Consider the following 26,033-nt stretch of genomic DNA (forward strand, 5'->3'; position numbering starts at 1 on the left):
CGCTCCTGCAGGCTGGACTTACGCACCGGGCAGGGCTAAAACAGGGGGGATGACGGAGTATTCCATGAGCCCACGCCAAGCCTGCCTTAACTGTCTGGAACGCAGCCCGCCAGCGTTGTTCGAGGCTGCGCTGTGGATCGCGGCCGAGCATGACGTAAAGGTCGACCCCGCCCACCTACTGGCCTCCCTGCACGAGCTGCAGGTTCAGGTAAGTGCCGGGCTGCCCATGCTGCCCGTCAACGAACTGGCCCAGCCACTGCTGCGCAGGCTCAGCCACCTAGGCTACCAGCAGGACGAATACCACCCCATCCGTGCCCAAGCGGCGTTGCTGGACAAAGTGCTGGAGCGCAAGCGCGGGCAACCGCTGGCGCTGTCGCTGATCGCCCTGGAAATTGCCCGGCGCCTGGCAATCCCGCTGATCGGCGTGAACTTCCCCGGGCATTTCCTGCTGCGCGTGCCCGGCGCCGACCACCAACTGGACCCATGCGGCGGCCGCAGGCTTTACCTGCCCGACTGCCGGGACTTGCTGGGCCGCCAGTTCGGCCCACAGATGCTGCTCACAGCCGACCATTTGCAAGAAGCCAGCCCCCGGCAGATGCTGCAGCGCCTGTCACGCAACCTAAGGCAACTGCACGCCACCCATGATGACCCCATCGCGGCCTTAAGGGATGCCGAACGGGTCATGGAACTGGGCTCGGCCAACACCAGTGATTACTTGGCACGCGCCAGCCTGTACCAACATCTGGACTGCCCCCAGGCCGAACGTTTTGACCTGGAGCATGCGCTGATGCTCAGCGACGACCCCCTGCAAAAACTTCGCCTGACCCAACGTTTGAGCCAACTGCCACCCCGGCCGTCGTCGGTGCACTGACGTCAGGGCGTATCCACTTGCCGTGACGGGTGCGCCTGGATAAAGGCCGGATGCTGCGCCGCCAAGGCCGCCACCCGGGCGATGCGCGGGTAGGCCGCCAGCGAAACATTGAACCGTTCGGCGGCATACACCTGAGGTATCAGGTAAACATCGGCCAGCCCCGGCAACGCACCCAGGCAGTAGCCCTGATCGCCAATCATCGACTCGACCGCCGCCAAGCCTTGGCTGATCCAATGGCTAATCCATTCGGCCACTTGGGTATCGCTGGCGCCGCCTTCGCGTAGCCGGTTGAGCACGCTGACATTGTGCAGCGGGTGCACGTCGCAGCCGATCAACGCGGCCACGCCGCGGGCGCGAGCGCGCTGCAACGGATCGCCGACCAGCAGCGTGGGCGTGGGATAGCACTCCTCCAAATACTCGATGATCGCCGGCGACTGCAGCAGCCGCTCACCACTGTCGAGCTCCAGCATAGGCACGCGCCCTTGCGGGTTGAGTGCCAGGTAGTCCGGCTGGCGTTGCTGGCCTTTAAGCAGGTTGATCGGCACCGCCTGCACGCTCAGCCCTTTCAAGGCCAAGGCAATGCGCACTCGATACGACGAGGTAGACCGGTAATAGGTGTAGAGCTTCATGGCCCGCCTCCCTTAACGTGCCGCGACCACCACGCCGCGGCATTCACCGAAGCCGATGGAGGATTGCCCCATGCCACGGCAACGGGCGCGCAGGATGATTTCGTCACCATCTTCCAGAAAGCGCCGCACCTCGCCGCTGGCCAGGTTGATCGGCTCTTTGCCGCCTTGAGTGATTTCCAGCAAGCTGCCGAACTGGCCCGGCTGGGCGCCGGACAAGGTGCCCGTGCCGAACAGGTCGCCAGGCTGCAACTGGCAGCCGTTGACGCTGTGGTGCGCGACCATTTGTGCCACGGTCCAGTACATGTTCTGGCTGTTGCTCAAGGCCAGGCGCTCGGCCGGCAGGTGGCGCTCGCGCATCTGCGCTGTCAGCAGCAGTACCTCCAGCTCTATGTCCAAGGCGCCTTCGGCCTGGTCGCGGGCGTCCCACAGGTACGGCAGTGGCCGCGGGTCACCTTCAGGGCGCGCGGCCTGGGCGCAACGGAACGGCGCCAAGGCCTCGGCCGTGACCACCCAGGGCGAAACCGTGGTAATGAAGCTCTTGGACAAAAAGGGCCCCAGCGGTTGGTATTCCCAAGCCTGCACATCGCGCGCCGACCAGTCGTTGAGCAGGCAGAAGCCGGCGACATGTTCGTCGGCCTGGTCGATGGCAATCGCCTCACCCATGGCATTGCCCGGGCCGATCCACACGCCCAGCTCAAGCTCGAAGTCCAGCCGCGCGCAGGGGCCAAAGCTTGGCTCGCTGTGGCCGGCCGGCAGGGTTTGGCCCCGCGGCCGGCGCACCTCGGTGCCCGAGGCGCGCACGGTGGACGCGCGGCCGTGGTAACCGATGGGCACGTATTTGTAGTTGGGCAGCAGCGGGTTGTCGGGCCGGAACAACTTGCCGACATTCTTCGCGTGCTCGATGCCCACGTAGAAGTCGGTGTAGTCGCCGATTTTCGCCGGCACATGCAGTGTGCAGTCGGCCATGGGCAACAGGCAGCGGGCCACCGCATCGCGCTCGCCGCTGCCTTCGCCCAACAGCTCCAACAGGCGATTGCGCAGGGCCACCCGTGGCCCGCGGCCCAACGCAAACAGGCCATTGAGCGTGCCGTCGGCCGTGGCCTGCACGGCCGTCTGCGCTGCACCGCTGAATAAACCTGCGGCCAGGGCCGCGTGCAAGTCGACAATCGAATAACCGATGGCAACGCCCGCGCGGCGCGGCGAACCACCCTGGCTGAAGATCCCCAGCGGCAAGTTGTGCAAGGGAAAATCCGCGTGCTGGTTGGCGTCGCTGACCCAACTGCGCAGGTTGGCAGGCTGATTCATGGGTATCTCCGGTTCGGGTTGAAGGTACTGGGCAACGAGGCCCAGCACGCGTCGTAATCAGTTTGCAGTTGCGGGCAATCGAGGGCGTGGCGGGTAGGCCTCAGCACTTGGCTGGTCTCGAACATGAAGGCCATGGTGTTGTCGATCTTGGCCGGGGCCAGTTCGGCCGCAATGGCTTGGGCGCAAGTGGAGGCGTCCGGGCCATGGGCGCTCATGCAACTGTGCAAGGACGCACCACCGGGCACGAACCCTTCAGCCTTGGCGTCGTAATTGCCCTGAATCAGGCCCATGAACTCGTTCATCAGGTTGCGGTGGAACCACGGCGGGCGGAAGGTATTTTCCGCGACCATCCAGCGTGGCGGAAAAATAACGAAGTCCAGGTTAGCCAGGCCATGCACGCTGGTCGGCGAGGTCAGCACGGTGAAAATCGACGGGTCGGGATGGTCGAAGCTAACCGTGCCCAGGGTATTGAAGCGGCGCAGGTCATAGGTGTAGGGCACGTTGTTGCCGTGCCAGGCCACCACGTCCAGCGGCGAATGTTGCAGCTGGCAGCCCCACAGTTCACCCAGAAACTTCTGCACCAACTGCGTTGGCATTGGCTGCTCTTCGTAACAGGCCACCGGGCTGCGAAAGTCCCGAGGGTTGGCCAGGCCATTGCTGCCGATGGGACCCAGGTCAGGCAAGCGCAGGGGCGCACCGTGGTTCTCGGCGATGTAGCCGCGCGCCGTGGCGTCGAGCAATTGCACGCGAAACTTAAGGCCGCGCGGCAACACGGCGATCTCCAGTGGCCCGAGTTCAAGGGTGCCCAACTCGGTGGCGATGCGCAGCCGGCCATGCTCAGGCACCAGCAGCAACTCACCGTCGGCGTTGTAGAACACCCGCTGCATGGAGGCGTTAGCGGCGTAGGTGTACAGGCTGACGCCAGCCGGCTTATCGGCCGCAGCGTTGGCCGCCATCGCCACCCACCCATCGAGGAAATCGACCGTGCCGCTGGGTAACGGCAAAGGGTTCCAGCGCAACCGATTGGGCGTGACCTCGCCCAGCGGGCCACCGCATAACTGGCGCCCCAGGCGCTCGAACCGCGGGTGCAATGCCGAGGGGCGGATGCGGTAGAGCCAGGTGCGCCGCGCTTCGCTGCGCGCCACCGTGAAAGCCGTGCCGGAGAACTGCTCGGCGTACAGGCCATAAGGGACTTTTTGTGGGGAGTTCTGCCCTTCGGGCAAGGCGCCCGGCAGTGCTTCACTGCTGAACTGGTTGCCAAAGCCGCTTTGGTAGCGCAGGGCCGGCGTGGACATCTCGGGGCACATGAAGGCCTCCTGTTATTTTTATCGTAATCCAATTACGAATAACGTAATTTGATTGAGCCCGACCGTCAAGCTATAAAGACGCCCACCTGCCCTGCGGATCGAATGCGTCATGGAAAAACCCAGCCCTGCCCCCGAAAGCGCCAACAAGCAGAAAGTACGTTCGGCCGAGGTGGGCACCGACATCCTCAAGGCCCTGGCGCAGTTGTCGCCCAGCACCTCGCTGTCGCGCCTGGCCGAGCACGTGCAAATGCCTGCCAGCAAGGTACACCGGTATTTGCAGGCGTTGATCGCCAGCGGTTTCGCCGAGCAAAATCCGGCCACCAACCATTACGGGTTGGGCCGCGAAGCCTTGCGGGTGGGTTTGGCAGCGCTGGGCAGCATGGACGTACTGAAGGTGGCGGCGATGCCGCTGTCGGACTTGCGCGACGAACTCAACGAGACCTGCTTTTTGGCCGTATGGGGCAACCGTGGGCCCACCGTGGTACAGATCGAGCCTGCGGTACGCGCGGTCACGGTGGTGACGCAAATGGGCTCGGTGTTGCCGTTGCTCAGTTCGTCCACCGGCTTGGTGTTTGGTGCATTTCTACCCGCCAGGGAAACCGTCGAATTTATTCGCGAAGAGCGCAGTGACCCGGCCGTGCAAGACCCTACGCAGCTCTTCCAGCAGATCCGTGAACAAGGCTTGCACCATGTTCACGGCTTGCTGCTACCCGGTGTCGACGCGCTGTCGGCCCCGGTGTTCGATGCCATGGGCAAGGTGGTCGCGGTGCTGACGGTGGTCGGCCCCACCTCGATGTTCCATGCCGATGAACACGGCCCGGCGGCCAAAAGCCTATTGGCGGCCAGTCGAGCGGTGAGTTGGCGCATGGGGTATCAGGGCTGAACCCACCGGTTCAATTTACCGCGTAGCGGCTGTCCGGTTCCGGGAGGGCGTTCGCGCCCAGTTGCCCCTTGCGAAAGTAGATATTCTGGCACCATTGGCGGTCAGGTCGGGCCTGAGCAGAAATGCTCGAGTTGGCCACGATAGTCCGACTCATAACATCGGCTGAAGCCGGTGGAAAGCACCCTGAAACAACGGCGTTATGTACCGAACACGATAAGTAATTATCAGCGTGCCAATCAATACGCTCGCCGCGGCTGTTAGCAGACAGGCTTTATTGAATACCACGACGACCCAGCGCCGAACTTGCGATAGCGGAATATGAAACGCCACGCGTTGCAAGTGGACCATGGCGGCAACTTCACATCCCCACTCATCGATACGTAATACCTGTCATCTGGGCGTCGATACAGCGGGGAAGGCATTGGGTACCCGCCAGCCAGCCCAAGCGCAGGGCCCGCATCTGACTGTTACCCAGGGTGTAATAGTGATTGTCACAAAGCGCTATTTTTTCGGCTCGCCACAATGCCTATTATTTGCTCATTCGCAGCAGGTCGGCCTTGAGGCGCCAAGCGCCTTAACGATGAATTAATCTTCACCGATTATTTTCCTCCGCCCCGCCCGGCCAGTTAGGCCAGAGCGTAAACTTGTACACTGACGTTGATTTGAAGCTCCTTGATCGAACGTCTTGCTTGGCCGCTGTTTTACAGCGGCCTTTTTTATGCCTGGGATTCAACGGTTGGTACTAACGTACTTAATACCGGCGCAAGTTCTGCATCATCTCGTTGAGCGCCTCGATATTATCCCGCGGGTGTACCGCGCCATCGAAATCGCCAATCTGCGCCCAATGATCCGCCACCGCTTCAACCGACAGCGCCTGATCAGGGTTGAAGCCCACGCCCAGGCTGCGCTCCCAGCGTACCTTACCCATCCAGCCGCCGCCCACTTCGTACAAGCCGCCGGTGTCTTCACAACCTTCGCTGCCCAAGTACACCACCAGCGGGCTGACCAATTCAGGTTTCAGCTTGGCGAACACTTCGGCGGGGATCAGCCCTTCGGTCATGCGCGTGCCACCGGTGGGCGCAATGGCGTTAACCAGAATGTTGTGCTTGCGCCCCTCGATCGCCAGGGTGCGTGTCAGGCCATACAGCCCCAGCTTGGCCATGCCGTAGTTGGATTGGCCAAAGTTGCCGTAGATACCCGAGGTAGAGGCGGTAAAGATGATGCGCCCGAAGTTCTGCTCGCGCAGGTGTGGCCACGCGGCGCGGCTGACTTTGAACGCACCCTCGACGTGCACCCGGTACACCAGGTCCCAGTCGCTGTCGTCCATCTTGTGGAAGCTCTTGTCACGCAGGATGCCCGCGTTGTTGACCACCACGTCAACCCGGCCGAACGCATCCAACGCGTTCTGGATGATCTTGTCGCCATCGGTCACCGAGTCGTGGTTGGCCACCGCCGTGCCGCCGGCTTCACGAATTTCGGCCACCACACGGTCGGCCGCCGAGGCATTGGCGCCTTCGCCTTGGCTGGAGCCGCCCAGGTCGTTGACCACCACGCGGGCACCGTGCTGCGCGAACAGCAGCGCGTGGGCACGGCCCAGACCGCCGCCGGCCCCCGTGACAACGACCACTTTATCTTCGAAACGGATCGACTCACTCATGATCAAACTCTGCCTTCACAACGGTTCGTGGCCCTGAGTGTCAGCCACCCGCCGGCTTGTCACAATCAACAACGCAGGGGCTGAATAACGATCGATAAGGCAGGGCGATGATCGACTTTTTGGTCACACTCCGACCAGTATTCGTCGGCTTGGCTGCAATTGACCACGGAAGGCCAGGTAGTGCTTGAGCACCTGCACGGGTGCCTCGGTCTGCGGGTAATGGCCGATAGTGGGCAGCAGCACCGTGTCGGCGTTGTCGATCAGCTCGCGGTAGCGTTCCAACATGTGCGCGCCGCACACGGGGTCGACGGCACCGTTGATAAAGCGCATGGGCACGCCGGCCTGCTGCATGGCCGTCACCCAGCGTTCACGCCAAAGAATTCGCTCGGGGATGTAGGCGATCAGCTTGTGCAATACCCGCGTGCCACCTTGCGCGTCGATCAGGCTCCAACCGTCATCGATCTGGCTTTCACTGGGCCGGGTATCGGGGCCATAAATCTGGGTGACATTCTTGACCAGCGTATCGCGGCTGAACGCACGCCCCACCAGCCAGCCCAGCGGGCTGAGCAACATTTTCTGGATGAACACTGTGCGATGCGCCTCGGGAAACAACCCGCCGTTGAGGAACACGCAACTGGCAATGCTGGCGCGGCCTTCGTGGTGGCGGGCCAGCAACTCCTGGGCGACGCTGTCACCGTAATCATGCGCCAACACGTGCACCGGCTGCCGGATACCCAAGTGTTGCAGCAGGGCCTGCTGCAGGTCGGCCTGCTCTTGCAAGCTATAGTCATGGTCCAGGGGTTTGGCCGAATCGCCAAACCCGAGCATGTCGCAGGCGATCACCCGGTAGCGCTGCATCAATGGTTGCCACAGGTAGTGCCAATCCCAGCTGGCATTGGGAAAACCATGCAGCAGCAACAACGGCTCGCCTTGGCCGGCGCTCCAGAAGTGAATGCGGTGATTGTTAAAATTGAAGGTCTGCGCACGGGTTCGCCAGACACTCAATGGAATCTCGGCAAGCGGCATTACCTGACATCCCTGTTGACGTGGGCCAATAGCCGCCCCTGACGCCACGCCGGGCGCATCAAGGTGGGCGGCTCGATCGTGGGGAGCGCTGCTGATTCGATCCTGTACGCGCTTTTGCGGCTGAACATGGAATGCGGTCACGGCAATCACCTCGGCACATACTTGTGCTCTCCTGGCGTGCAGTCTAATCACCCACGCCCAGGCGGGTAATTGCATTGGCAGCCAGCTTAGTGTCCTGGCGAGTCAGCCCGTGGCTCAGCCAGGTAATGGCCCCGTCCAAAGGCACGGCAAACAGGTTGAGCCGCGCTGATTACCCCTTGAGATGGCTGATGAAGCCTGCAAGCCATGGTTCGGCATCGGTCTCCGGGGTGACGGTCTCGCTGGCGTCCAGGCGCAACATCGGCTGTACTTCACGCACGCCCAGTTCGGCAAACAATTCGCGCAACTGCTCACCGCCACCGCAATAGGTATCGCCGTAGCTCGAATCCCCGAGGCCAATCACCGCCCCCGGCAGGCCGCGCCACGCGGCGGGGAGCACGTCACGAATCTCGGAAAACAGCGGCATCATGTTGTCTGGCAGTTCGCCCATGCCGGTGGTCGAGGTCACGGCCAAGAATGCCTGCGGGGCAAACTTCTGCACATCGGCAAGGGTCGCGCGCGGGTCGTGCCACGCCTCCAAACCTGCAGCCTTGAACAGCGATTGTGCGTGGCGGGCAACTTCTTCGGCGGTCCCGTAGACAGAACCGGAGAGGATGGCAACTTTCATCAAATCTATCCTGGGCAGCAATAAAAGCCCGGATATTAACAGCCTGAGCAAGGAATCGCAGGCACACCGTTAGTGGCAAAAGGCCTGAACTGGCTGTGCTTCGGCGCACTTTGCACTAGAATGCAGCCCTTGAAATGGATTCATTGCGCAGCGGACGCCTTTTGATGATCAACGCCAAACTCTTGCAACACGTCATTGACGCCTCCAATGACGGCATCGTGGTCGCCGAACAGGAAGGCGACGACACCATCCTGATCTACGTGAACCCTGCCTTCGAGCGGCTGACCGGCTACAGCTCCCACGAGACGCTGTACCAGGACTGCCGGTTCCTGCAGAACGGCACGCGCGATGAGGACGCCTTGCGGGCAATCCGCCAGGCGATCGATAACGGCCTGCCCAGCCGCACCATCCTGAAGAACTTTCGCAAGGACGGCACGCCGTTCTGGAACGAGCTCTCGATCACCCCGGTGCACAACGAAACGCATCAGCTGACGTATTTCATCGGCGTGCAGAAGGATGTGACAGAAGAAGTGCAATGTCGCGAGCGCCTCGCGTTGCTGGAACTGGAGTTGGCCGAAACGCGTGCGCAGTTGCAAGCGCTCAAAGCTGACCGACGGTCGTAACTAATTGGCCTTGCGGCGGTCTACCATTGCGGTAAACCGATTTTTTTTCCTCTCGTTGAGCCTGATCATGCAGCCTGATGCCCTCCTCACCCAGGATGAGCTGGATTTCATTCGAACCATGCAGCACAACCCGCAGCTGAACAAGCGCGACGCGACGTCGAGCCTGTTGGTCAATGGTGGGGCGCAAATCAAGGACCTGCTCACCCGCCTGGCGGCTAACGAGCAAGTCACCATCCAGGCGCAGTTCGAAAACCAGCAGATGAGCTTTCCCCTGCAGTTAGTGGAGGATGAGTTCCACGCCTTGCACCTGAAGTTGGGCGCACCGAGCATCTACGAAGAAGGGCCGATGATCCGCCCCTGGCGCCTGACCCTGGAAGAGCCGATGCCCCTGGAAGACGAACAGGGCCGCATGAGCCACCTGTGGGTGCGGGAAATATCCTTCAAGGGTGTGTTGCTGGAAATCCGCAACCAGGCCAAGACACCACGGCACTTCTCACTGTGGTTCAACCCCTCGGGCCATGAACCCATTGCGTTGCGTGGCTCACTGGAACGCAAGACCGCCGCAGGCCTGGTCGCCTACCGGCTCGACCAAAGCGATGAAAAAGACATCGAAAGCCTGCGCCAGTACATCCTGCACCAGCACCGCCTGACCCATCCGCACCTGCACGCCTGATCAGGTATCCAAGCGCCCTGCCAGGCATTGCTGCAAGCGCCGCTGCATCAACCGCCCATCATTGCCCAGGCAAGCCACGTCGGTATTGACCAGGCTGTCGTGCGCCAGTTCCGATGCCTCGCCCGCCACCATCAACGGGCAGCCCAGGCCCATGCTCAGCTTGAGCACCTGGCGGGCAAAATCCGGTTTGGGCGGGTAACTGGAAAACAGTACCACCCCGTGGGGCTGCATCCTGTCGCACACCAGGCTCAACTCTTCCAGCGGTTGGCCCATGGCCAGAACGTGCACGGCCACTTCATCGCTGCCCAACAGCAGGCCCGCCACCAGCAATTCCAACTCGCGGCACTTGCCAGGCATCGCGGCCAGCAGCACCCGAGCATCCTGGCCTTGGCCGCGGGTCATTTGCAGCCGTTGCAAGGTACGGGCGCGCAGGAAATTATCGAGGAACAGCCATTCGCTCAGTTGGCCGAACTGATCGACCTGCAGCAACGCCTGTTGCCACACCGGCATCAGAATGTCCTGGAACACCACCGCCATGGGGTAGCTGGAAAATACCTGGCCGTAGATCTGCTCCAGGCGGGTTTCGTCGAACTGGCGCACGGCGCGGCCCAACTGCGCCTGCCACTCGCCGTGCTCACTGAGCAGCACCGCGCTGTCGCGCTCGCCCTCACGTGCCTTGGCCGTCTGGGCCTTGGCGAGGATCTTGCCGACCTTGCTCACCGCCACGCCTCGCTCGATCCAACCCAGGATACTGCGCACCTCGTCGATGTCGGCCTGGGAGTAGAGCCGGTGCCCACTCTCGGTGCGCGTGGGCTGCACCAGCCCATAACGGCGCTCCCAGGCACGCAGGGTCACGGGGTTGATGCCGGTCAGGCGGGACACTTCACGGATTGGAAAGAGGTCTTCGCGGGCAAGCTCACCGCCACCGAGGGCGTCGTAATCAGTCTGGGTCATCGCTAGGGAAACCGGGGGCAGGAGGCGTAGGCCATTCTAACCTTGCCAGCGCCCGCTTACCCAACAAACACCCGTATTGGAAACAGTACTGGCTTAATTAATCGTTTCAGGAATAATCCTTGCTTGATTTCAAACGCAGCCCAACACCCCGGCGCTGCGTTTTCATGGGAAGCCCTACCCGGGACGCTCATTTTGCACGGAGATACACAATGTCTACCTCACCCGTCACCCTGATGGTTGCGCGTCGCGTGGCCGATGGCCGTTACCAGGACCTCATGACCTGGCTGCGTGAAGGCGAACAACTCGCCACCGACTTCCCCGGCTACCTGGGTTCTGGCGTGCTGGCCCCGCCGCCCGACGACGATGAATTCCAGATCATCTTCCGCTTTGCTGACGAAACCACCCTGCACGCCTGGGAGCACTGCGCCTCGCGCAGCGCCTGGCTGAGCCGCGGCAGCGGCCTGTTCGCCCAGCCCCACGAGCATCGGGTAAGCGGCATCGACGGCTGGTTCGGCGACACCGGCCACCCGCAACGGCCGCCGCGCTGGAAACAGACGGTGGCCATCTGGCTGGCTTTTTTTCCGGTATCGTTGCTATTTAACTTCGTGCTCGGCCCATTGCTGGGCGAACTGGGTTTGTTGAGCCGGATCTTCTACAGCACCCTGGCCCTGACGCCGTTGATGGTGTTTTTCTTTATCCCGCTGTCGACAAGGTTGCTGCACAACTGGCTACACGCCGCCCCAGCCAGGCCTTTGCGCCCGGCCACTCACTGAATCCGCGCCCACGGGGCGTGGGGAATGTTGTACAGAATGTTCCAGTGGGATAACGTCACGGGTGATAGCCCTGTGCGAGTACCCCATGCCCCTTTGTGCCCCCATCCTGATCACCGGCGCCAGCCAGCGCGTCGGCCTGCACTGCGCCGAGCGCCTGCTGGACGATGGCTTTGCCGTGATCATCAGCTACCGCAGCGAGCGCGACAGCTTGCAGCACCTGCGTGAACGGGGCGCAATCACACTGTTCGGGGACTTCTCGACCCAAGCCGGCATCCTGGCTTTTATCGATAGCCTCAAGGCCCATACCAGCAGCCTGCGGGCCATCGTGCACAACGCCTCGGCCTGGCTGGCCGAAACCGCCGGCGAGGAAGCCGACGCTTTCACACAAATGGTCAATGTGCACATGCTGGCGCCCTACCTCATCAACCTGCACTGCGCCGAACTGCTGCACGCCAGCACACCGGCCGACATCGTGCACATCAGCGATGACGTCACCCGCAAAGGCAGCAGCAAGCACATCGCCTACTGCGCCAGCAAGGCCGGGCTAGACAGCCTGACGCTGTCGTTCGCCGCCAAATTTGCGCCACGCATCAAGGTCAACGGCATCGCCCCGGCCTTGCTGATGTTCAATGCCGATGACAACGCGGCCTATCGCGAAAAAACCCTGGCCAAGTCGGCCATGGGCATCGAGCCCGGCGCCGAAGTCGTCTACCAGAGCCTGCGTTACCTTATGGACAACCCTTACGCCACGGGATCCACCTTGACCGTCAACGGCGGCCGGCACCTAAAATAAGCCGCCCCGCGAGGAATGCTTCATGACCGAACCCCTGCCGTATCATTACCGGGAAATCCTCAAGGGCCTGGGTGAAAACCCCGACCGCGAAGGCCTGCTCGACACCCCCAAGCGTGCCGCCAAGGCCATGCAATACCTGTGTCACGGCTACGGCCAAACCGTGGAGGAGCTGGTGAACGGCGCGCTGTTTGCCTCCGACAATGATGAAATGGTCATCGTCGAAGACATCGAGCTCTACTCGTTGTGCGAACATCACCTGCTGCCTTTCATCGGCAAGGCCCATGTGGCCTACATCCCCACCGGTAAAGTACTGGGGCTGTCGAAAATCGCCCGTATCGTCGACATGTTCGCCCGGCGCCTGCAGATCCAGGAAAACCTGACGCGGGAAATCGCCGACGCCATTCAGGAGGTGACCGGCGCCGCAGGGGTTGCCGTGGTCATCGAGGCCAAACACATGTGCATGATGATGCGCGGCGTCGAGAAACAGAACTCGACCATGAACACGTCGGTGATGCTGGGCGCCTTTCGCGACTCCAGCACCACCCGCCAGGAATTCCTGCAATTGATTGGACGGAGCAAGTAGCAATGCCACAACTGGAGCCAGGAATGGCGCGCATCCGGGTCAAGGACCTGTGCCTGCGCACCTTCATCGGAATCAACGAGGACGAGATCCTCAACAAGCAGGATGTGCTGATCAACCTGACCATCCTCTATGCGGCCCAGGAAGCGGTGCGTGACAACGACATCGACCACGCCCTGAACTACCGCACCATCACCAAGGCCGTGATCCAGCACGTGGAGGGCAACCGCTTTGCCCTGCTCGAACGCCTGACCCAGGAACTGCTGGACCTGGTGATGAGCAACACCGCCGTGCTGTACGCCGAAGTCGAAGTCGACAAACCCCATGCGCTGCGTTTTGCCGAGTCGGTGTCGATCACCCTCGCCGCACGCCGCTGAAGGAGCTGCAATGAACGATCAACAACGCCTGGAACTTGAGGCCGCGGCCTTCCGCCGCCTGGTCCAGCACCTGGACAAACGGGTGGATGTACAGAACATCGACCTGATGAACCTGGCCGGCTTCTGCCGCAACTGCCTGTCCAAATGGTACAAGGCCGAGGCAGACGAACGGCAGATCGAGGTGACCTTGGATGAGGCCCGCGAAGTCGTCTACGGCATGCCTTACGCCGAATGGAAAAACCTTCACCAGAAAGAAGCCAGCGCCGACCAACAAGCGGCGTTTGCCAAAGGAAAACAGCATGACTGACTTGAACACCCTGCGTAACAGCCTGGACAGCGGCGAGCACTTGTTTGCCGATACCCTGGGGTTTATCGCGGCGCACTACGACTACACCCCGCAAGCGTTCCGCAACGGCGAGGTGGAAAACGCCGCCGGGCAAAACGAAGGCTCGTGCAAGACCGTCGGCCTGGCCGTACTGGAAGGCCTGAACGACCAGCAGGTACTGTTGGCGTTCGGCGAGCATTACCGCTCGGTACTGGCCACGCCAGAAGGCAGCGACCACGGCAACATCCGCAACCTGATCAGCCACGGCCTGGCCGGGGTGATGTTCGACGGCGAACCGCTCAAACGCAAGGCATAAAAAAACCGGCCCATCGAGGCCGGTTTTTTTTAACACACCTTTTTGCAACACGCCTTTTTGCAACACACCTTGCGGGAGCACAGCTTGCTGGCGATGGCGATACCACTGACGCCATCGCCGGCAAGCCGCGCTCCCACAGGTGGTGTGTCAGAACTGCGCGCTGGCCAAGCCTAGGCAGCCCCCTTGTGGGAGCGCAGCTTGCTGGCGATGGCGATACCACTGACGCCATCGCCGGCAAGCCGTGCTCCCACAGGTGGTGTGTCAGAACTGCGCGTTGGCCAAGCCTAGGCAGTCCCCTTGTGGGAGCCAGCTTGCTGGCGATGGCGATACCACTGACGCCATCGCCGGCAAGCCGTGCTCCCACAGGTGGTGTGTCAGAACTGCGCGTTGGCCAAGCCTAGGCAGCCTCCTTGTGGGAGCACAGCTTGCTGGCGATGGCGATACCACTGACGCCATCGCCGGCAAGCCGTGCTCCCACAGGTGGTGTGTCAGAACTGTGCGTTGGCCAGGCCGTCCAGATAACGTTCAACGTCCAGGGCGGCCATGCAGCCGGCGCCGGCCGAGGTGATGGCCTGGCGGTATACGTGGTCTGCCACGTCGCCGGCAGCGAACACGCCTTCCACGCTGGTGGCAGTGGCGTTGCCTTCACGGCCGCCCGCGACCACCATGTAGCCGTCTTTCAAGGCCAACTGACCTTCGAACAGGCCGGTGTTCGGGGTGTGGCCGATGGCGATGAACACGCCGTCGACTTTCAGCTCGTCGAAGCTGCCGTCGTTGTTCTTCAAGCGCGCGCCGGTCACGCCCATGTTGTCGCCCAGCACTTCGTCCAGGGTCGAATTGAGCTTGAGCTCGATCTTGCCTTCGGCCACGCGAGCGTGCAGCTTGTCGATCAGGATCTTCTCGGCGCGGAAGGTTTCGCGACGGTGAACCAGGGTCACTTTGCTGGCGATGTTGGCCAGGTACAGCGCCTCTTCCACGGCGGTGTTACCGCCACCGACCACGGCAACCGGCTTGTTGCGGTAGAAGAAACCGTCGCAGGTCGCGCAGGCGGAAACGCCCTTGCCCATGAACGCTTCTTCCGACGGCAGGCCCAGGTAGCGAGCGCTGGCACCGGTGGCGATGATCAGTGCGTCACAGGTGTACACGCCGCTGTCGCCGGTCAGGCTGAACGGTTTGCCGGCCAGGTCCACGGAATTGATGTGGTCGAAGACGATTTCGGTTTCGAAACGCTCGGCGTGTTCGCGCATGCGATCCATCAGCGCCGGGCCAGTCAGGCCGTGCACGTCACCGGGCCAGTTGTCGACTTCGGTGGTGGTGGTCAGTTGGCCACCCGCCTGCATGCCGGTGATCAGCAGCGGCTTGAGGTTGGCACGCGCGGCATAGACGGCAGCGCTATAACCGGCAGGGCCGGAACCGAGAATGATGACTCGGGAGTGGCGGACTTCAGACATACATGACTCCTTCGACCGGCCGGGTGGGCCTGGGTCGCAATGCCGCCAGAGCGGCTGGAATTAAAAGGGGCTGCCGAAGCACTTGGGGAAGGCCTTTGGCCGGCAGCCCTGAAAACAATTACAGGCTGCTGGCGTTCTCGGCCAGGTAGTCGGCCACGCCCTGGGCGTCGGCCTTCATGCCTTTTTGCCCTGGGCGCCAGCCAGCCGGGCAGACTTCACCGTGCTGTTCGGTGAACTGCAGGGCTTCGACCAGGCGCACCATCTCGTCCACTTCGCGGCCCAGCGGCAGGTTGTTCACCACCTGGTGCTGCACCACGCCTTGCTGGTCGATCAGGAACGAGGCACGCAGGGCCACGCCGTCTTCGTGCTCGATGCCGTAGGCACGGGTGATCTCGTGCTTGACGTCGGCCACCATGGTGAACTGGACTTCGCCGATACCGCCTTTTGCCACCGGCGTACTGCGCCAGGCGTGGTGAGTGAACTGCGAATCGATGGAAACGCCCACCACTTCAACGCCCAGATCACGGAATTTGTCCATGCGGTTGTTGTGCGCAATGATCTCGGACGGGCACACGAAGGTGAAGTCCAGAGGCCAGAAAAACAGCACCACGTACTTGCCACGCAGGGACGAGAGCTTGAAGCTGTCGACGATCGAACCGTCGCCCAGTACTGCGGCAGCGTCGAAATCAGGGGCCTGCTTGTTGACCAGAATGCTCATGGGAACTCCTTGAAGGTGAAAATTCGAAGGCTTTGAAAATTTGATGTGCGCACTTTAACGAGGTGGGCAAGATTAAGGAAATACCGATTCACAATCCACCTTATAGGCCGCGTCTATTCATCACGGCTTGACGCCACCCCTTGGGCTATAAGCTTTGTTACAGTGCATTGCACAGCACCTTCGCGGCTTTCACCCGCCGCTCAAAATCGGTAATGTCGGCCGGTTTTCACCCTTGGAGCACGCCATGCAAGCCCCTGTACTGTCCGGCCCGCAATACCTGCGCGAAGGCCTGAAGCTGGTTCTGAGCCCCGGCCTGCGGCTGTTTGTACTGCTACCCCTGGCCATCAACCTGATTCTGTTCGTGGGGTTGATCTACTTTGCCGGCCACGCATTCGGCCAGTGGGTTGACCAGCTCATGCCCACCCTGCCCGGCTGGCTGGATTTTTTGAGCTATATCCTGTGGCCGATTTTTGTCGCCTTGGTGGTGTTGATGGTGTTTTTCACCTTCACCATGGTCGCCAACATCGTCGCCGCGCCGTTCAACAGTTTTCTCGCGGAAAAGGTCGAGATCGTTGTGCGCGGCAAGGACGAATTCCCCGCATTCAAATGGAGCGAGCTGGCCGGCGAAGTGCCGCGCACCATGGGCCGCGAAATGCGCAAGCTGGGCTACTTTTTGCCCCGGGCCACCGGCCTGTTCGTGCTGTCGCTGATCCCGGTGGTCAATATTGTCGCCGCCCCCCTGTGGCTGCTGTTTGGCGTGTGGATGATGGCCATCCAATACATCGACTACCCGGCCGACAACCACAAGATGAGCTGGCAGGACATGCTCGCCTGGCTGCGGCAAAAGCGCTGGCAGAGCCTGGGGTTTGGCGGGATCGTCTACCTGGTGCTGCTGATACCGGTGGTCAACCTGCTGATGATGCCGGCGGCCGTGGCCGGTGCCACGCTGTTTTGGGTGCGCGAGCGCAGCTGATCAATCCACTTCGATGAATAGCCCGGCCAGCATCAACGCCCAGATCAACACGCCGGGCACCACGCACAGGTAGTTGAGCAGTTGCATCCGCGAGTTGCCGTAGCCCACCGGGTCGTCGGCGGCGAAGTTGATCAACTGCTGGCCCTTGTAAACCACCAGCGCCTGGATGAATAAAAAGCCCAGGCTGGCGATATCGGTCAACGGGTAGCCGATATTGCGCTTGACCAAAGCGTCCAGCAGGCTGCTGAACAGGCTTACCGCGACGAACGCCGTGGCCCAGAACATGGGCCGGCCAGGGTAATCCAACCCGCGTGCCTTGAGGCTGTCGTCGGCGTGGCGGTACAGCGCGTGCACAAAGAATATCGGGAACAGCCCGCGCATCAACGGCCACACGGGGGCACCGGTCGAGGCCTTGTACAGGCGCCAGTTGCGGTAGGACCAATACACTTGGTACAGCCCCAGGCTCAATACGAACAAGGCAAAGAACTTGCCCGCCGACACCACGTAGAACTGCGGCCGGGTGCCGCCCAGCGGCGTGCGTAAATCCGCCTGGGGCGGGGCATACACGTTGTCCGACACCGTCGCCTCCCCCTGCAGTCATCTATCTGTCACCTGGGTGACATGTGGGCGCAATCGCCAGGCCCGACACTGGCGTCATGAGAACTTCTTCGCTGCACATCACCCTGGTGACCGAAACCTACGCCCCGGAAATCAACGGCGTGGCCAACACCCTTGGGCGCCTCAGCGATGGCCTGCGTGCCTTGGGCCACCGCATCGAGATCGTTCGCCCCCGGCAAGGCGAAGACCTGCGCCAATCCAGCGACGCCGACCTGATGCTCTGCCGTGGCTGGCCATTGCCCGGCTACCCGGGGTTGCAATGGGGCCAGTCCTCGATGCACAAGCTGCTCAGGCGCTGGAAGCGTCAGCGCCCGGACGTGCTCTACATCGCCACCGAAGGCCCGCTGGGCTTCAGCGCACTGCGCGCGGCCAAACGCCTGGGCATCGCCGTGGTCAGCGGTTTCCACACCAATTTCCAGCAATACTCCAATGAGTATGGCCTAGGGATGCTGACCCGGTGGGTAGGGCACTATTTGCGCTGGTTTCACAACCGCACCCGGTTGACCCTGGTGCCCAGCGCCAGCCAGCGCGACACCTTGCAACGGCGTGGCTTCGAGCGCCTGGCCTTGCTGGCCCGCGGGGTGGACAGCCAGTTGTTCCAGCCGTCGCGACGCAGCGACAGCCTGCGCGCCCAATGGGGGCTGGGGCCAGAGGACACTGCGCTGATCCACGTCGGCCGGCTGGCAGCGGAAAAAAACCTGGGCCTGCTCAAGCGCACCTTGCACACCCTGCAACTGGAACACCCCCTGCAACGCCTGAAGTTGATCGTGGTGGGCGATGGCCCACAAAAGGCGGTGCTGGCCCAGCAACTGCCCGAAGCGATCTTCTGTGGTACGCAGCGCGGCGAAGCGCTGGCCGAGCACTATGCCTCGGGTGACATATTCCTGTTCCCCAGCCTGAGCGAAACCTTCGGCAACGTGGTGCTTGAAGCCCTGGCCTCAGGCCTTGGGGTGGTGGCCTACGACGAAGCCGCCGCCGCGCAGCACATACGCCACGGGCACAACGGCGCGCTAGCCTTGCCCGGCGATGAGGAGGGGTTCATGGATGCGGCCAGTTGGCTGCTGGAAGACAGCGAGACCCTGCGCCGGGTGCGCCTTAACGCGCGCCAGCATGCCAGCCGCCAAGGCTGGGGGGCGATTGTGGAGCAGTTCGAGAGCCAACTGCGCGGTGCCTGTGCCGGCACCGCGCGCGATCAGCAAGGGATCAGACCAGGCTCGTCAACGCTTCACGGCTGAACGGCAGGATGTCTTGCTCACGGCCATCACGCACCTTGGCCGCCCAGTCAGGGTCTACCAGCAGTGCACGGCCCACGGCGACCAAGTCAAACTCTTCATTGCCCAGGCGCTTGAGCAGGTTGTCCAGGCTGGCCGGTTGGGCGACCTTGTCGGTGTCGACCATAAACTGCAGGAACTCGCCATCCAGGCCCACGCTGCCCACGGTGATGGTCGGCTTGCCGGTCAACTGGCGGGTCCAGCCGGCCAGGTTGAGGTCGGAGCCGTCGAATTCCGGCTCCCAGAAGCGACGTGTGGAGCAGTGGAAAATATCCACGCCTGCGTCAGACAGCGGCTGCAAAAATTCCCCCAGTGCTTCTGGCGTCTGCACCAGGCGGGCGCTGTAGTCCTGCTGCTTCCACTGCGAGAAACGGAAAATGATCGGGAAGCCCGGGCCCGTTGCCGCGCGCACGGCCTTGATCAACTCCACGGCAAAGCGCGAGCGCTTGGCCAGGCTGCCACCGTATTCGTCGTCACGGGTGTTGCTGCCTTCCCAGAAGAACTGATCGATCAGGTAGCCGTGGGCGCCATGGATCTCCACGCCGTCCATGCCGATGGCCTTGGCATCGGCAGCGGCCTGGGCGAAGGCGCCAATCACGTCCTGGATGTCCTGGTGGGTCATGCCATGCACCACCTCGGTGTCACCCTTGAACTTGCCGACCGGGCCATACCCCGGCACGGTGCCATCGGGCTCAGTGCCCAGGCGTCGCACTGCGCCCACGTGCCACAGTTGCGGCATGATCTTGCCACCTTCGGCGTGCACCGCCTCCACCACTTTTTTCCAGCCAGCCAGTGCGTCAACGCCGTAGAAGCGTGGCACGTTGGGGTAGCCATTGGCGGCCTTGTGGCCCACGGTGGTGCCCTCGGTCACGATCAGGCCTACCCCGGCAGCGGCGCGGCGGCGGTAGTATTCGATGACCTCGGCGGTGGGGATGCCGCCCGGCGAGAACGAACGGGTCATCGGCGCCATGACCACGCGGCTTGGCAGCTCGAGCGAGCCCAGGTTGAAGGGTTTGAACAGGGCTTTGACCGGCATGCTGATCTCCGTGGCGTTAGGGGCGCAAAGACTCCAGCTTAATCCGCCAGGGGGTTAGGGCACAGTACTATTGATCAGGGTGATGACGCTGGCTGAAGATAGCGGTGGCTGCTTCGCGCACTCCTACATCCGCCCGTAGGAGCGGATTGATCCGCGAAAAACCCCACTCGGTATATCAGCCCAGCGCTTTCTCGATGGCCTGCACCACCGCAGGCTCATCGGGCGCGGTGCGTGGCGAAAACCTGGCCAACACCCGCCCATCCTTGCCCACCAGGAACTTCTCGAAGTTCCAGGTAATGTCGCCAGGGAACTCGGCGCCCTCGCCTGCCAATAATTGGTACAGGCGATGACGATCGTGCCCATTGACCTCAAGCTTGCTGCTCAATGGAAAGGTCACGCCGTAGTTCAGGCTGCAAAACTCCTGAATCTGCTGTTCGGTACCCGGCTCCTGGCCAGCAAACTGGTTGCACGGCAGGCCCAATACGCTGAAGCCCTTGTCTTTGAATTGCTGGTAAAGGTTTTCCAGGGCGGCGTATTGCGGTGTCAGACCGCATTTGGAGGCCACGTTCACCACCAGCACCACCTTGCCCTTCAAGGGCGCCAAGGGCAGCTCCTGGCCATCCAGGGCCTGCAACTTAAGGTCGTGGAAAATACTCATGACGAACTCCCCTCTCCAAATCCCTGCTGTAAAACGTCGCGGACGTAACTGGACACTAGCAGACTAAAAAGGCGCCTGTCCAAGCCGTTGAATACTCCGTGGAATACGCGACAGTCTGGTACAGGCGCCTTTCAGTCAATCCGGGCTGTGGGGCTCAGATCAATGGTGGTGACCACCTTCGCCGTGCACGTGGCCGTGCGCAACTTCTTCCTGGCTGGCATCGCGAATGTCGATGACCTTGACCTTGAAGTTCAGGCGTTGGCCGGCCAGCGGATGGTTGCCGTCGACGGTGACGTCGTCGCCGTCCAGGTCACGAATGGTGACGATTTGCATTTGGCCGTCTGGCGCGGATGCGTGGAACTGCATGCCCACTTCCAGTTCGTCGACGCCTTCGAACATGCTGCGGCTCAGGGTGCTGACCAGTTCGGCCAGGTACTCGCCGTAGGCTTCTTCCGGCTCGATGGCAACTTGCAGCTCGTCACCAACGGTTTTGCCTTCCAGGGCTTTTTCCAGGCCCGGGATGATGTTGCCTGCGCCTTGCAGGTAGACCAGTGGCGCGCCACCGGCGGAGCTGTCGATGACCTCACCAGCGTCGTTGGTCAGGGTATAGTCGATGGAGACAGCCTTGTTGGCGGCGATCAGCATGGGGCGAGACCTTTTGCATAAGAATGTAGAACGCTCAAGTGTAACCAAGCCATCGCCTGAAAGCGAACGGAACACTGACCAACGGCCCACGCCGCGAATCTGCCAATTGCGCAAAGCTTTGCCTGTGGCAGATGCACACAGGGGGCGGATGACGATACCCTTGGCAGCTGATTCGAGCGATCAGCGAACCATACGCTGACGCCAATGCAATGCTCACTCGAGAAGCTCGCATGCAAACATTTTTTATCGCGCCGACCGATTTTGGCGTCGGCCTGACCTCCATCAGCCTGGGCCTGGTTCGCACCCTGGAGCGGGCTGGCCTGAAGGTCGGTTTTTTCAAGCCCATTGCCCAGCCACACCCAGGCGACACTGGCCCGGAGCGCTCAACTGAACTGATCGCCCGCACCCACGGCCTGCGCCCACCCAAGCCCTTGGCACTGGCCCACGTGGAGCGCATGCTCGGCGATGGCCAATTGGACGAGCTGCTGGAAGAGATCATCGCCCTGTATCAGGAAGCGGCCGTAGGCAAGGACGTGCTGATCGTCGAAGGCATGGTGCCCACCCGGCACGCCAGTTACGCCGCGCGGGTCAACCTGCACTTGGCCAAGAGCCTGGACGCCGAGGTGATTCTGGTGTCCGCGCCGGAAAACGAAGTACTGGCCGAACTGTCAGGCCGGGTGGAATTGCAGGCGCAATTGTTCGGTGGGCCGAAGGATCCGAAAGTGCTCGGGGTGATCCTCAACAAGGTGCGCACCGAAGAAACCATAGAGCAATTTGCCGCCCGCCTGAAAGAGCATTCACCGTTGCTGCGCAGTGGCGATTTCCGCCTGCTGGGCTGCATTCCCTACCAGGCCGACCTCAACGCGCCGCGCACGCGCGATGTCGCCGACCTGCTGGGTGCCCAGGTGATCAACGCCGGTGACTACGAGCAGCGGCGCATGTCCAAGATCATCATCTGCGCGCGTACCGTGCTCAACACCCTGCAGTTGCTCAAGCCGGGCGTGCTGGTGGTGACCCCGGGCGACCGCGACGACATCATCCTGGCCGTGAGCCTGGCCGCCCTCAATGGCGTGCCGTTGGCCGGCTTGCTGCTGACCAGCGACACCCTGCCAGACCCGCGCATCATGGACCTGTGCCGCGGCGCGCTGCAGGCCGGGCTGCCGGTGTTGTCGGTGAGCACGGGCTCCTATGACACGGCCAACCAGTTGAACCAACTGAACAAGGAAATCCCCATCGACGACCGCGAACGTGCCGAGATCATCACCGATTTCGTCGCCGGCCACCTCGATGCCCATTGGCTGCACCAGCGCTGCGGCACGCCACGGGAAATGCGCCTGTCGCCAGCGGTGTTCCGCTACCAGTTGATCCAACGGGCGCAATTGGCCAACAAGCGCATCGTGCTGCCCGAAGGCAGCGAGCCGATGACCGTGCAGGCCGCCGCCATCTGCCAGGCCCGCGGCATTGCCCGCTGCGTGCTGCTGGCCAAGCCTGAAGACGTGCACGCCGTTGCCCGTGCCCAAGGCATCGAATTGCCCGAAGGCCTGGAGATTCTCGACCCGGAACGGGTGCGCGAGCGCTATGTAGAACCGATGGTGGCCCTGCGCAAAAGCAAGAACCTGAACGCGCCGATGGCCGAGCAGCAATTGGAAGACAACGTGGTGGTGGGCACCATGATGCTGGCGCTGGACGAGGTCGACGGGCTGGTGTCGGGGCTGGTGCACTCCACCGCCAACACCATCCGCCCGGCCCTGCAACTGATCAAGACCGCGCCGGGTTGCAGCCTGGTGTCATCGGTGTTTTTCATGCTGTTCCCCGAGCAAGTGCTGGTGTACGGCGACTGCGTGATGAACCCGCACCCCAGCGCCACCGAGCTTGCGGAAATCGCCCGGCAAAGTGCCGACTCCGCCGAAGCCTTCGGCATCCCGGCCCGGGTGGCAATGATCAGCTACTCCAGCGGCAATTCGGCCAGCGGCGAAGAGGTGGAAAAAGTGCGCGAAGCCACGCAACTGGCCCAGGAAGCCCAGCGCGACTTGCTGATCGACGGCCCGCTGCAATACGACGCCGCCGCCAACGAAACCATCGCCCGCCAACTGGCGCCCGACAGCCAGGTAGCCGGCCGTGCCACGGTGTTCGTGTTCCCCGACCTGAACACCGGCAACACCACCCACAAGGCCGTGCAACGCAGCGCCGACTGCGTCAGCCTGGGCCCCATGCTGCAAGGCCTGCGCAAGCCGGTCAACGACCTGCCGCGCGGCGCCCAGGTCGACGACATCGTCTACACCATCGCCCTCACTGCCATCCAGGCCAACCGTAGCGCGGAATTTCAGGACGCCCCATGAAGGACTTTTTACCGCCATTGCGAGGCGTGCTGGCCTCGCTGCTGCTGGCGCTCAACACCATCGTTTGCTGCACCCCGTTGTTCATCGTCAGCCTGTTCAAGCTGTGCCTGCCGTTCCCCACGGCGCAACGCATCACCGACGAACTGATGCGGCACATCCACGAGGCCTGGATCAGCAACAACAAAGGCTGGATGACCTTGCTCAACCACACCCGCTGGCACGTGGAGGGCATGCAGGGGCTGGACTACCAGCACTCCTACCTGATCACCAGCAACCACCAGAGTTGGGTCGACATCCTGGTGCTGCAGTACGTGTTCAACCGCAAGATCCGCCCGCTGAAGTTCTTCCTCAAGCAAGAGCTGATCTGGGTGCCGGTGATCGGCCTGGCCTGGTGGGCGCTGGGCTTCCCGTTCATGAAGCGCTACTCCAAGGCCTACCTGGCCAAGCACCCGGAAAAACAAGGCAAGGACCTGGAAACCACCCGCCGCACCTGTGCCAAGTTCGAAGGCAAACCCACGGCCATCTTCAACTTCGTCGAAGGCACGCGCTTTACCGAAGGCAAGCATAAGCAGCAGCAATCGCCATTTCGCTACCTGCTCAAACCCAAGGCCGGTGGCATCGCCTTTGTACTCGATGCCATGGGTGAGCAGTTGCAGTCGATCGTCGACGTGACGCTGCACTACCCCCACGGCCGCCCCGGTTTCTGGGACCTGCTGTGCGGTCGGGTCAAGGAAGTGGTGGTGCACATTCGCGAGACGCCGATCCCGGCGCAGTTCCTGGGCAAAAGCTATGATCAGGATGCGCAGTACCGGGCAGAGTTCCAGCAGTGGATCAACCGGATGTGGGATGAGAAGGACGTGCAGCTTGGGGAGTTGCACGGGCGGCATGACTGATTGCTGCCGGCCAAAAAAAACCCGCCAACACGGCGGGTTTTTTTATCCGGTCAACTTACTGCTGCGGGTACTGCTGGCCAGGGATCGGCTTGAGGTTCACCTCTACCCGACGGTTTTGCGCGCGGCCGTTGGCGTCGGCATTGCTGGCGATCGGCTGGTCGGGGCCGGCGCCGCGCACCGACAGGTGCGAGCCATCCACGCCTTGCGAGGTCAGGTAGGTGGCCACGCTCTGCGCACGGGCCTGGGACAGGTCCATGTTGTGCTGGCGGCTGCCGGTGCTGTCGGTGTAGCCGACGATCTCGATGCTGTTCTGGCTGAACTGTTTGAACGAGTTGGCCAGGTTGTTCAGCGGCGAATAGAAGCTTGGGGCGATGGCCGACGAGTCGGTGGCGAAGGTGATGTTACCCGGCATGATCAGCTTGATCTGATCGCCTTCACGTTGCACCTGCACGCCGGTGTTGGCCATGCTCGCGCGCAGGGCGGCTTCCTGCTTGTCGGCGTAGTAGCCATAACCGGCCGCGCCGGCACCCACCACGGCGGCGCCAATCAGCGCGCCCTTGCCACGGTTGTTGTGGTCGATGGCAGCACCGGCCACGGCACCGGCCAGCGCGCCCAGGCCGCCATACTTGGCGGTCTTGCTCATGCCGCTGGAGCCTTGGGCCTGGCCCTGGTTGTCATAGGGGTTTTGCGATGCACAGCCGGCTAGCAAGGCAACAGCGGTGGCAGCAATAATCACGCGAGTGGCGGTGAACATCAGGACGCTCCTGTACTTTCAAATTAGGTGCAGCGGCAGATCGCACACATGGACCACTGCGCGGATTGGATCGCCGCCACACGAAAAAATTCCGTGAATTAAAACTCAGGCCCGCACGTAAGGATTTTCCCGCATCTCATCCCCCAGCCGTGTATCAGGCCCGTGCCCGGTCACAACGGTGGCCCCTTCATCCAGGCTGTACAACCGTTGCTTGATGGAACGTACGATAGTCGCCTGATCGCCGCCCCACAAATCGGTGCGGCCAATGCCGCGCTTGAACAGCGTGTCGCCGGCGATCAACAGCTTGGCATCGGCGAACCAGAAACTCATCGAACCCGGCGTATGCCCCGGCGTGTGCAGGGCTACGCCACAGCCGCAGGCCAGCTCTTCGTCGTGTTCCAGCCAACGGTCCGGGGACGGCACCGGTGTGTAGGGCACGCGAAACATCTGGCATTGCATTTCCAGATTATCCCAGAGGAATTGATCCTCTTTATGAAGATGCAAAGTGGCGCCGGTCTTCTCTTTCAACTGCCCCGACGCCAGGAAATGATCCAGGTGCGCGTGGGTGTGGATGATGCTCACCACCTTCAGGCCCAGCGCATCCAGGCGCGCCAAAATCAGTTCATGGTTGCCGCCGGGGTCGACCACGATGGCTTTTTTGGTGATCGGGTCGCCGATGATGGTGCAGTTGCACTGCAACGGGCCGACGGGGAAGGTTTCGCGGATGAGCGTGGGTGGGGTCGTCATGGTGAATGACTCCGGCTGCGGAATTGAATGGCAGTATTGTCGCGGAAATGGAGGGTGAATGCTTCGCGGATA

Annotated in this window: 29 protein-coding genes and 1 pseudogene; 15 read left to right on the forward strand and 15 right to left on the reverse strand. The window is 62.1% G+C overall.

Annotated elements, in window-relative coordinates; translation table 11 throughout:
• Positions 1 to 64: 64 nt before the first annotated feature.
• Positions 65 to 871, forward strand: a complete 807-nt coding sequence (locus L9B60_RS06790; protein ID WP_249677477.1) for a SirB1 family protein — start codon at positions 65 to 67, stop codon at positions 869 to 871.
• A gap of 2 nt (positions 872 to 873) precedes the next feature.
• On the opposite strand, the gene maiA is transcribed toward L9B60_RS06790, so the two are convergent.
• The 3 genes from maiA to hmgA are packed head-to-tail and all read right to left on the reverse strand — an operon-like array spanning position 874 to position 4,112.
• Entirely contained in the window at positions 874 to 1,500 is a 627-nt protein-coding gene (gene maiA, locus L9B60_RS06795; RefSeq protein WP_249677479.1) for a maleylacetoacetate isomerase, read from the reverse strand.
• 12 nt (positions 1,501 to 1,512) lie between these two features.
• Complete coding sequence (fahA, locus tag L9B60_RS06800; RefSeq protein WP_249677482.1) at positions 1,513 to 2,805, reverse strand: fumarylacetoacetase; 1,293 nt, start codon at positions 2,803 to 2,805, stop codon at positions 1,513 to 1,515.
• A complete protein-coding gene (gene hmgA, locus L9B60_RS06805; protein ID WP_249677484.1) occupies positions 2,802 to 4,112 on the reverse strand; it encodes a homogentisate 1,2-dioxygenase in 1,311 nt (436 codons plus the stop codon). The genes fahA and hmgA overlap by 4 nt, the downstream gene beginning before the upstream one ends.
• Before the next feature lie 109 nt (positions 4,113 to 4,221).
• Between hmgA and L9B60_RS06810 the strand changes: the two genes are divergently transcribed.
• The gene (locus tag L9B60_RS06810; RefSeq protein ID WP_249677486.1) at positions 4,222 to 4,995 is read left to right on the forward strand and encodes an IclR family transcriptional regulator; all 774 of its coding nucleotides are present in this window, start codon (positions 4,222 to 4,224) and stop codon (positions 4,993 to 4,995) included.
• Positions 4,996 to 5,746: 751 nt separating this feature from the next.
• On the opposite strand, the gene L9B60_RS06815 is transcribed toward L9B60_RS06810, so the two are convergent.
• From L9B60_RS06815 to L9B60_RS06825, 3 genes are all read right to left on the reverse strand, one after another.
• Positions 5,747 to 6,652: an SDR family oxidoreductase gene (locus L9B60_RS06815; protein WP_249677487.1), complete on the reverse strand. Its 906-nt coding sequence runs from the start codon at positions 6,650 to 6,652 to the stop codon at positions 5,747 to 5,749.
• Between the two features lie 123 nt (positions 6,653 to 6,775).
• Positions 6,776 to 7,678 (reverse strand): alpha/beta fold hydrolase, encoded by a 903-nt coding sequence (locus tag L9B60_RS06820; RefSeq protein ID WP_249677489.1) that lies wholly within the window; start codon positions 7,676 to 7,678, stop codon positions 6,776 to 6,778.
• Positions 7,679 to 7,988: 310 nt separating this feature from the next.
• Positions 7,989 to 8,444 carry a flavodoxin gene (locus L9B60_RS06825; RefSeq protein WP_249677491.1) on the reverse strand — a complete coding sequence of 152 codons (456 nt, stop codon included), beginning with the start codon at positions 8,442 to 8,444 and terminating at the stop codon, positions 7,989 to 7,991.
• Positions 8,445 to 8,608: 164 nt separating this feature from the next.
• Between L9B60_RS06825 and L9B60_RS06830 the strand changes: the two genes are divergently transcribed.
• Together L9B60_RS06830 and L9B60_RS06835 are read left to right on the forward strand one after the other, a co-directional pair.
• Complete coding sequence (locus L9B60_RS06830; protein WP_249677493.1) at positions 8,609 to 9,067, forward strand: PAS domain-containing protein; 459 nt, start codon at positions 8,609 to 8,611, stop codon at positions 9,065 to 9,067.
• A gap of 67 nt (positions 9,068 to 9,134) precedes the next feature.
• Positions 9,135 to 9,740, forward strand: a complete 606-nt coding sequence (locus L9B60_RS06835; protein WP_249677495.1) for a hypothetical protein — start codon at positions 9,135 to 9,137, stop codon at positions 9,738 to 9,740.
• Here the strand turns inward: L9B60_RS06835 and L9B60_RS06840 are convergent, their stop codons facing one another.
• A complete protein-coding gene (locus tag L9B60_RS06840; RefSeq protein ID WP_249677497.1) occupies positions 9,741 to 10,694 on the reverse strand; it encodes a MerR family transcriptional regulator in 954 nt (317 codons plus the stop codon). It abuts the gene before it with no gap.
• Positions 10,695 to 10,903: 209 nt separating this feature from the next.
• Here L9B60_RS06840 and L9B60_RS06845 point away from each other — a divergent pair, with 209 nt between their 5' ends.
• The 6 genes from L9B60_RS06845 (at position 10,904) to L9B60_RS06870 (ending at position 13,858) form a co-directional block, all read left to right on the forward strand.
• Positions 10,904 to 11,467, forward strand: a complete 564-nt coding sequence (locus L9B60_RS06845; protein ID WP_249677498.1) for a putative antibiotic biosynthesis monooxygenase — start codon at positions 10,904 to 10,906, stop codon at positions 11,465 to 11,467.
• An 85-nt stretch (positions 11,468 to 11,552) separates the two neighbouring features.
• On the forward strand, positions 11,553 to 12,260 hold the full coding sequence (gene folM, locus L9B60_RS06850) for a dihydromonapterin reductase (protein ID WP_249677501.1): 708 nt from the start codon (positions 11,553 to 11,555) through the stop codon (positions 12,258 to 12,260).
• Between the two features lie 22 nt (positions 12,261 to 12,282).
• Positions 12,283 to 12,843 (forward strand): GTP cyclohydrolase I FolE, encoded by a 561-nt coding sequence (gene folE, locus L9B60_RS06855; protein ID WP_249677504.1) that lies wholly within the window; start codon positions 12,283 to 12,285, stop codon positions 12,841 to 12,843.
• Between the two features lie 2 nt (positions 12,844 to 12,845).
• Positions 12,846 to 13,217 (forward strand): dihydroneopterin triphosphate 2'-epimerase, encoded by a 372-nt coding sequence (folX, locus tag L9B60_RS06860; RefSeq protein ID WP_249677507.1) that lies wholly within the window; start codon positions 12,846 to 12,848, stop codon positions 13,215 to 13,217.
• A gap of 10 nt (positions 13,218 to 13,227) precedes the next feature.
• Complete coding sequence (locus L9B60_RS06865; RefSeq protein WP_249677508.1) at positions 13,228 to 13,524, forward strand: DUF1244 domain-containing protein; 297 nt, start codon at positions 13,228 to 13,230, stop codon at positions 13,522 to 13,524.
• Positions 13,517 to 13,858: a HopJ type III effector protein gene (locus L9B60_RS06870; protein WP_249677510.1), complete on the forward strand. Its 342-nt coding sequence runs from the start codon at positions 13,517 to 13,519 to the stop codon at positions 13,856 to 13,858. The genes L9B60_RS06865 and L9B60_RS06870 overlap by 8 nt, the downstream gene beginning before the upstream one ends.
• A 488-nt stretch (positions 13,859 to 14,346) precedes the next feature.
• Here the strand turns inward: L9B60_RS06870 and trxB are convergent, their stop codons facing one another.
• Together trxB and L9B60_RS06880 are read right to left on the reverse strand one after the other, a co-directional pair.
• On the reverse strand, positions 14,347 to 15,309 hold the full coding sequence (gene trxB / locus L9B60_RS06875; protein WP_249677512.1) for a thioredoxin-disulfide reductase: 963 nt from the start codon (positions 15,307 to 15,309) through the stop codon (positions 14,347 to 14,349).
• Positions 15,310 to 15,427: 118 nt separating this feature from the next.
• Positions 15,428 to 16,027, reverse strand: coding sequence for a peroxiredoxin (locus L9B60_RS06880; protein ID WP_249677514.1), 600 nt, complete (start codon positions 16,025 to 16,027; stop codon positions 15,428 to 15,430).
• A gap of 244 nt (positions 16,028 to 16,271) precedes the next feature.
• Here L9B60_RS06880 and cysZ point away from each other — a divergent pair, with 244 nt between their 5' ends.
• Positions 16,272 to 17,000 carry a sulfate transporter CysZ gene (gene cysZ / locus L9B60_RS06885; protein ID WP_249677516.1) on the forward strand — a complete coding sequence of 243 codons (729 nt, stop codon included), beginning with the start codon at positions 16,272 to 16,274 and terminating at the stop codon, positions 16,998 to 17,000.
• Here the strand turns inward: cysZ and L9B60_RS06890 are convergent, their stop codons facing one another.
• Complete coding sequence (locus L9B60_RS06890; RefSeq protein ID WP_249677518.1) at positions 17,001 to 17,579, reverse strand: hypothetical protein; 579 nt, start codon at positions 17,577 to 17,579, stop codon at positions 17,001 to 17,003.
• A 53-nt stretch (positions 17,580 to 17,632) separates the two neighbouring features.
• On the opposite strand from L9B60_RS06890, the gene L9B60_RS06895 reads away from it, so the two are divergent.
• Positions 17,633 to 18,853: a glycosyltransferase family 4 protein gene (locus L9B60_RS06895; protein WP_249679679.1), complete on the forward strand. Its 1,221-nt coding sequence runs from the start codon at positions 17,633 to 17,635 to the stop codon at positions 18,851 to 18,853.
• On the opposite strand, the gene L9B60_RS06900 is transcribed toward L9B60_RS06895, so the two are convergent.
• From L9B60_RS06900 to L9B60_RS06910, 3 genes are all read right to left on the reverse strand, one after another.
• Positions 18,822 to 19,931, reverse strand: coding sequence for an NADH:flavin oxidoreductase (locus L9B60_RS06900; RefSeq protein ID WP_249679680.1), 1,110 nt, complete (start codon positions 19,929 to 19,931; stop codon positions 18,822 to 18,824). The genes L9B60_RS06895 and L9B60_RS06900 overlap by 32 nt on opposite strands.
• Positions 19,932 to 20,100: 169 nt before the next feature.
• Positions 20,101 to 20,583, reverse strand: a complete 483-nt coding sequence (locus L9B60_RS06905; RefSeq protein ID WP_249677520.1) for a glutathione peroxidase — start codon at positions 20,581 to 20,583, stop codon at positions 20,101 to 20,103.
• Between the two features lie 159 nt (positions 20,584 to 20,742).
• Complete coding sequence (locus tag L9B60_RS06910) at positions 20,743 to 21,228, reverse strand: FKBP-type peptidyl-prolyl cis-trans isomerase (protein ID WP_249677522.1); 486 nt, start codon at positions 21,226 to 21,228, stop codon at positions 20,743 to 20,745.
• Between L9B60_RS06910 and L9B60_RS30645 the strand changes: the two are divergent.
• The 3 genes and pseudogenes from L9B60_RS30645 to yihG all read left to right on the forward strand — a co-directional run.
• A pseudogene (locus L9B60_RS30645) lies at positions 21,197 to 21,313 on the forward strand (DUF3565 domain-containing protein); the annotation flags it as partial. The gene L9B60_RS06910 and the pseudogene L9B60_RS30645 overlap by 32 nt on opposite strands.
• Positions 21,314 to 21,458: 145 nt before the next feature.
• Complete coding sequence (gene pta / locus L9B60_RS06920; RefSeq protein WP_249677524.1) at positions 21,459 to 23,567, forward strand: phosphate acetyltransferase; 2,109 nt, start codon at positions 21,459 to 21,461, stop codon at positions 23,565 to 23,567.
• Positions 23,564 to 24,460, forward strand: a complete 897-nt coding sequence (yihG, locus tag L9B60_RS06925) for a 1-acylglycerol-3-phosphate O-acyltransferase, YihG family (protein WP_249677527.1) — start codon at positions 23,564 to 23,566, stop codon at positions 24,458 to 24,460. Before pta ends, yihG begins: the two co-directional genes overlap by 4 nt.
• A 55-nt stretch (positions 24,461 to 24,515) precedes the next feature.
• Here the strand turns inward: yihG and L9B60_RS06930 are convergent, their stop codons facing one another.
• Together L9B60_RS06930 and L9B60_RS06935 are read right to left on the reverse strand one after the other, a co-directional pair.
• On the reverse strand, positions 24,516 to 25,214 hold the full coding sequence (locus L9B60_RS06930) for a YiaD family glycine zipper/OmpA-like lipoprotein (RefSeq protein WP_249677529.1): 699 nt from the start codon (positions 25,212 to 25,214) through the stop codon (positions 24,516 to 24,518).
• 105 nt (positions 25,215 to 25,319) lie between these two features.
• Positions 25,320 to 25,961 carry an MBL fold metallo-hydrolase gene (locus L9B60_RS06935; RefSeq protein ID WP_249677531.1) on the reverse strand — a complete coding sequence of 214 codons (642 nt, stop codon included), beginning with the start codon at positions 25,959 to 25,961 and terminating at the stop codon, positions 25,320 to 25,322.
• Positions 25,962 to 26,033 lie beyond the last annotated feature (72 nt).

The organism is Pseudomonas abieticivorans (assembly GCF_023509015.1).
Lineage (GTDB): Bacteria > Pseudomonadota > Gammaproteobacteria > Pseudomonadales > Pseudomonadaceae > Aquipseudomonas > Aquipseudomonas abieticivorans.

Excerpts from the sequence above, each read along its gene's own strand:
- L9B60_RS06790 (WP_249677477.1), top strand. The coding sequence starts at position 65 with ATGAGCCCACGCCAAGCCTGCCTTAACTGTCTGGAACGCAGCCCGCCA.
- maiA (WP_249677479.1), bottom strand. The coding sequence starts at position 1,500 with ATGAAGCTCTACACCTATTACCGGTCTACCTCGTCGTATCGAGTGCGC.
- fahA (WP_249677482.1), bottom strand. The coding sequence starts at position 2,805 with ATGAATCAGCCTGCCAACCTGCGCAGTTGGGTCAGCGACGCCAACCAG.
- hmgA (WP_249677484.1), bottom strand. The coding sequence starts at position 4,112 with ATGTGCCCCGAGATGTCCACGCCGGCCCTGCGCTACCAAAGCGGCTTT.
- L9B60_RS06810 (WP_249677486.1), top strand. The coding sequence starts at position 4,222 with ATGGAAAAACCCAGCCCTGCCCCCGAAAGCGCCAACAAGCAGAAAGTA.
- L9B60_RS06815 (WP_249677487.1), bottom strand. The coding sequence starts at position 6,652 with ATGAGTGAGTCGATCCGTTTCGAAGATAAAGTGGTCGTTGTCACGGGG.
- L9B60_RS06820 (WP_249677489.1), bottom strand. The coding sequence starts at position 7,678 with ATGCCGCTTGCCGAGATTCCATTGAGTGTCTGGCGAACCCGTGCGCAG.
- L9B60_RS06825 (WP_249677491.1), bottom strand. The coding sequence starts at position 8,444 with ATGAAAGTTGCCATCCTCTCCGGTTCTGTCTACGGGACCGCCGAAGAA.
- L9B60_RS06830 (WP_249677493.1), top strand. The coding sequence starts at position 8,609 with ATGATCAACGCCAAACTCTTGCAACACGTCATTGACGCCTCCAATGAC.
- L9B60_RS06835 (WP_249677495.1), top strand. The coding sequence starts at position 9,135 with ATGCAGCCTGATGCCCTCCTCACCCAGGATGAGCTGGATTTCATTCGA.
- L9B60_RS06840 (WP_249677497.1), bottom strand. The coding sequence starts at position 10,694 with ATGACCCAGACTGATTACGACGCCCTCGGTGGCGGTGAGCTTGCCCGC.
- L9B60_RS06845 (WP_249677498.1), top strand. The coding sequence starts at position 10,904 with ATGTCTACCTCACCCGTCACCCTGATGGTTGCGCGTCGCGTGGCCGAT.
- folM (WP_249677501.1), top strand. The coding sequence starts at position 11,553 with ATGCCCCTTTGTGCCCCCATCCTGATCACCGGCGCCAGCCAGCGCGTC.
- folE (WP_249677504.1), top strand. The coding sequence starts at position 12,283 with ATGACCGAACCCCTGCCGTATCATTACCGGGAAATCCTCAAGGGCCTG.
- folX (WP_249677507.1), top strand. The coding sequence starts at position 12,846 with ATGCCACAACTGGAGCCAGGAATGGCGCGCATCCGGGTCAAGGACCTG.
- L9B60_RS06865 (WP_249677508.1), top strand. The coding sequence starts at position 13,228 with ATGAACGATCAACAACGCCTGGAACTTGAGGCCGCGGCCTTCCGCCGC.
- L9B60_RS06870 (WP_249677510.1), top strand. The coding sequence starts at position 13,517 with ATGACTGACTTGAACACCCTGCGTAACAGCCTGGACAGCGGCGAGCAC.
- trxB (WP_249677512.1), bottom strand. The coding sequence starts at position 15,309 with ATGTCTGAAGTCCGCCACTCCCGAGTCATCATTCTCGGTTCCGGCCCT.
- L9B60_RS06880 (WP_249677514.1), bottom strand. The coding sequence starts at position 16,027 with ATGAGCATTCTGGTCAACAAGCAGGCCCCTGATTTCGACGCTGCCGCA.
- cysZ (WP_249677516.1), top strand. The coding sequence starts at position 16,272 with ATGCAAGCCCCTGTACTGTCCGGCCCGCAATACCTGCGCGAAGGCCTG.
- L9B60_RS06905 (WP_249677520.1), bottom strand. The coding sequence starts at position 20,583 with ATGAGTATTTTCCACGACCTTAAGTTGCAGGCCCTGGATGGCCAGGAG.
- L9B60_RS06910 (WP_249677522.1), bottom strand. The coding sequence starts at position 21,228 with ATGCTGATCGCCGCCAACAAGGCTGTCTCCATCGACTATACCCTGACC.
- pta (WP_249677524.1), top strand. The coding sequence starts at position 21,459 with ATGCAAACATTTTTTATCGCGCCGACCGATTTTGGCGTCGGCCTGACC.
- yihG (WP_249677527.1), top strand. The coding sequence starts at position 23,564 with ATGAAGGACTTTTTACCGCCATTGCGAGGCGTGCTGGCCTCGCTGCTG.
- L9B60_RS06930 (WP_249677529.1), bottom strand. The coding sequence starts at position 25,214 with ATGTTCACCGCCACTCGCGTGATTATTGCTGCCACCGCTGTTGCCTTG.
- L9B60_RS06935 (WP_249677531.1), bottom strand. The coding sequence starts at position 25,961 with ATGACGACCCCACCCACGCTCATCCGCGAAACCTTCCCCGTCGGCCCG.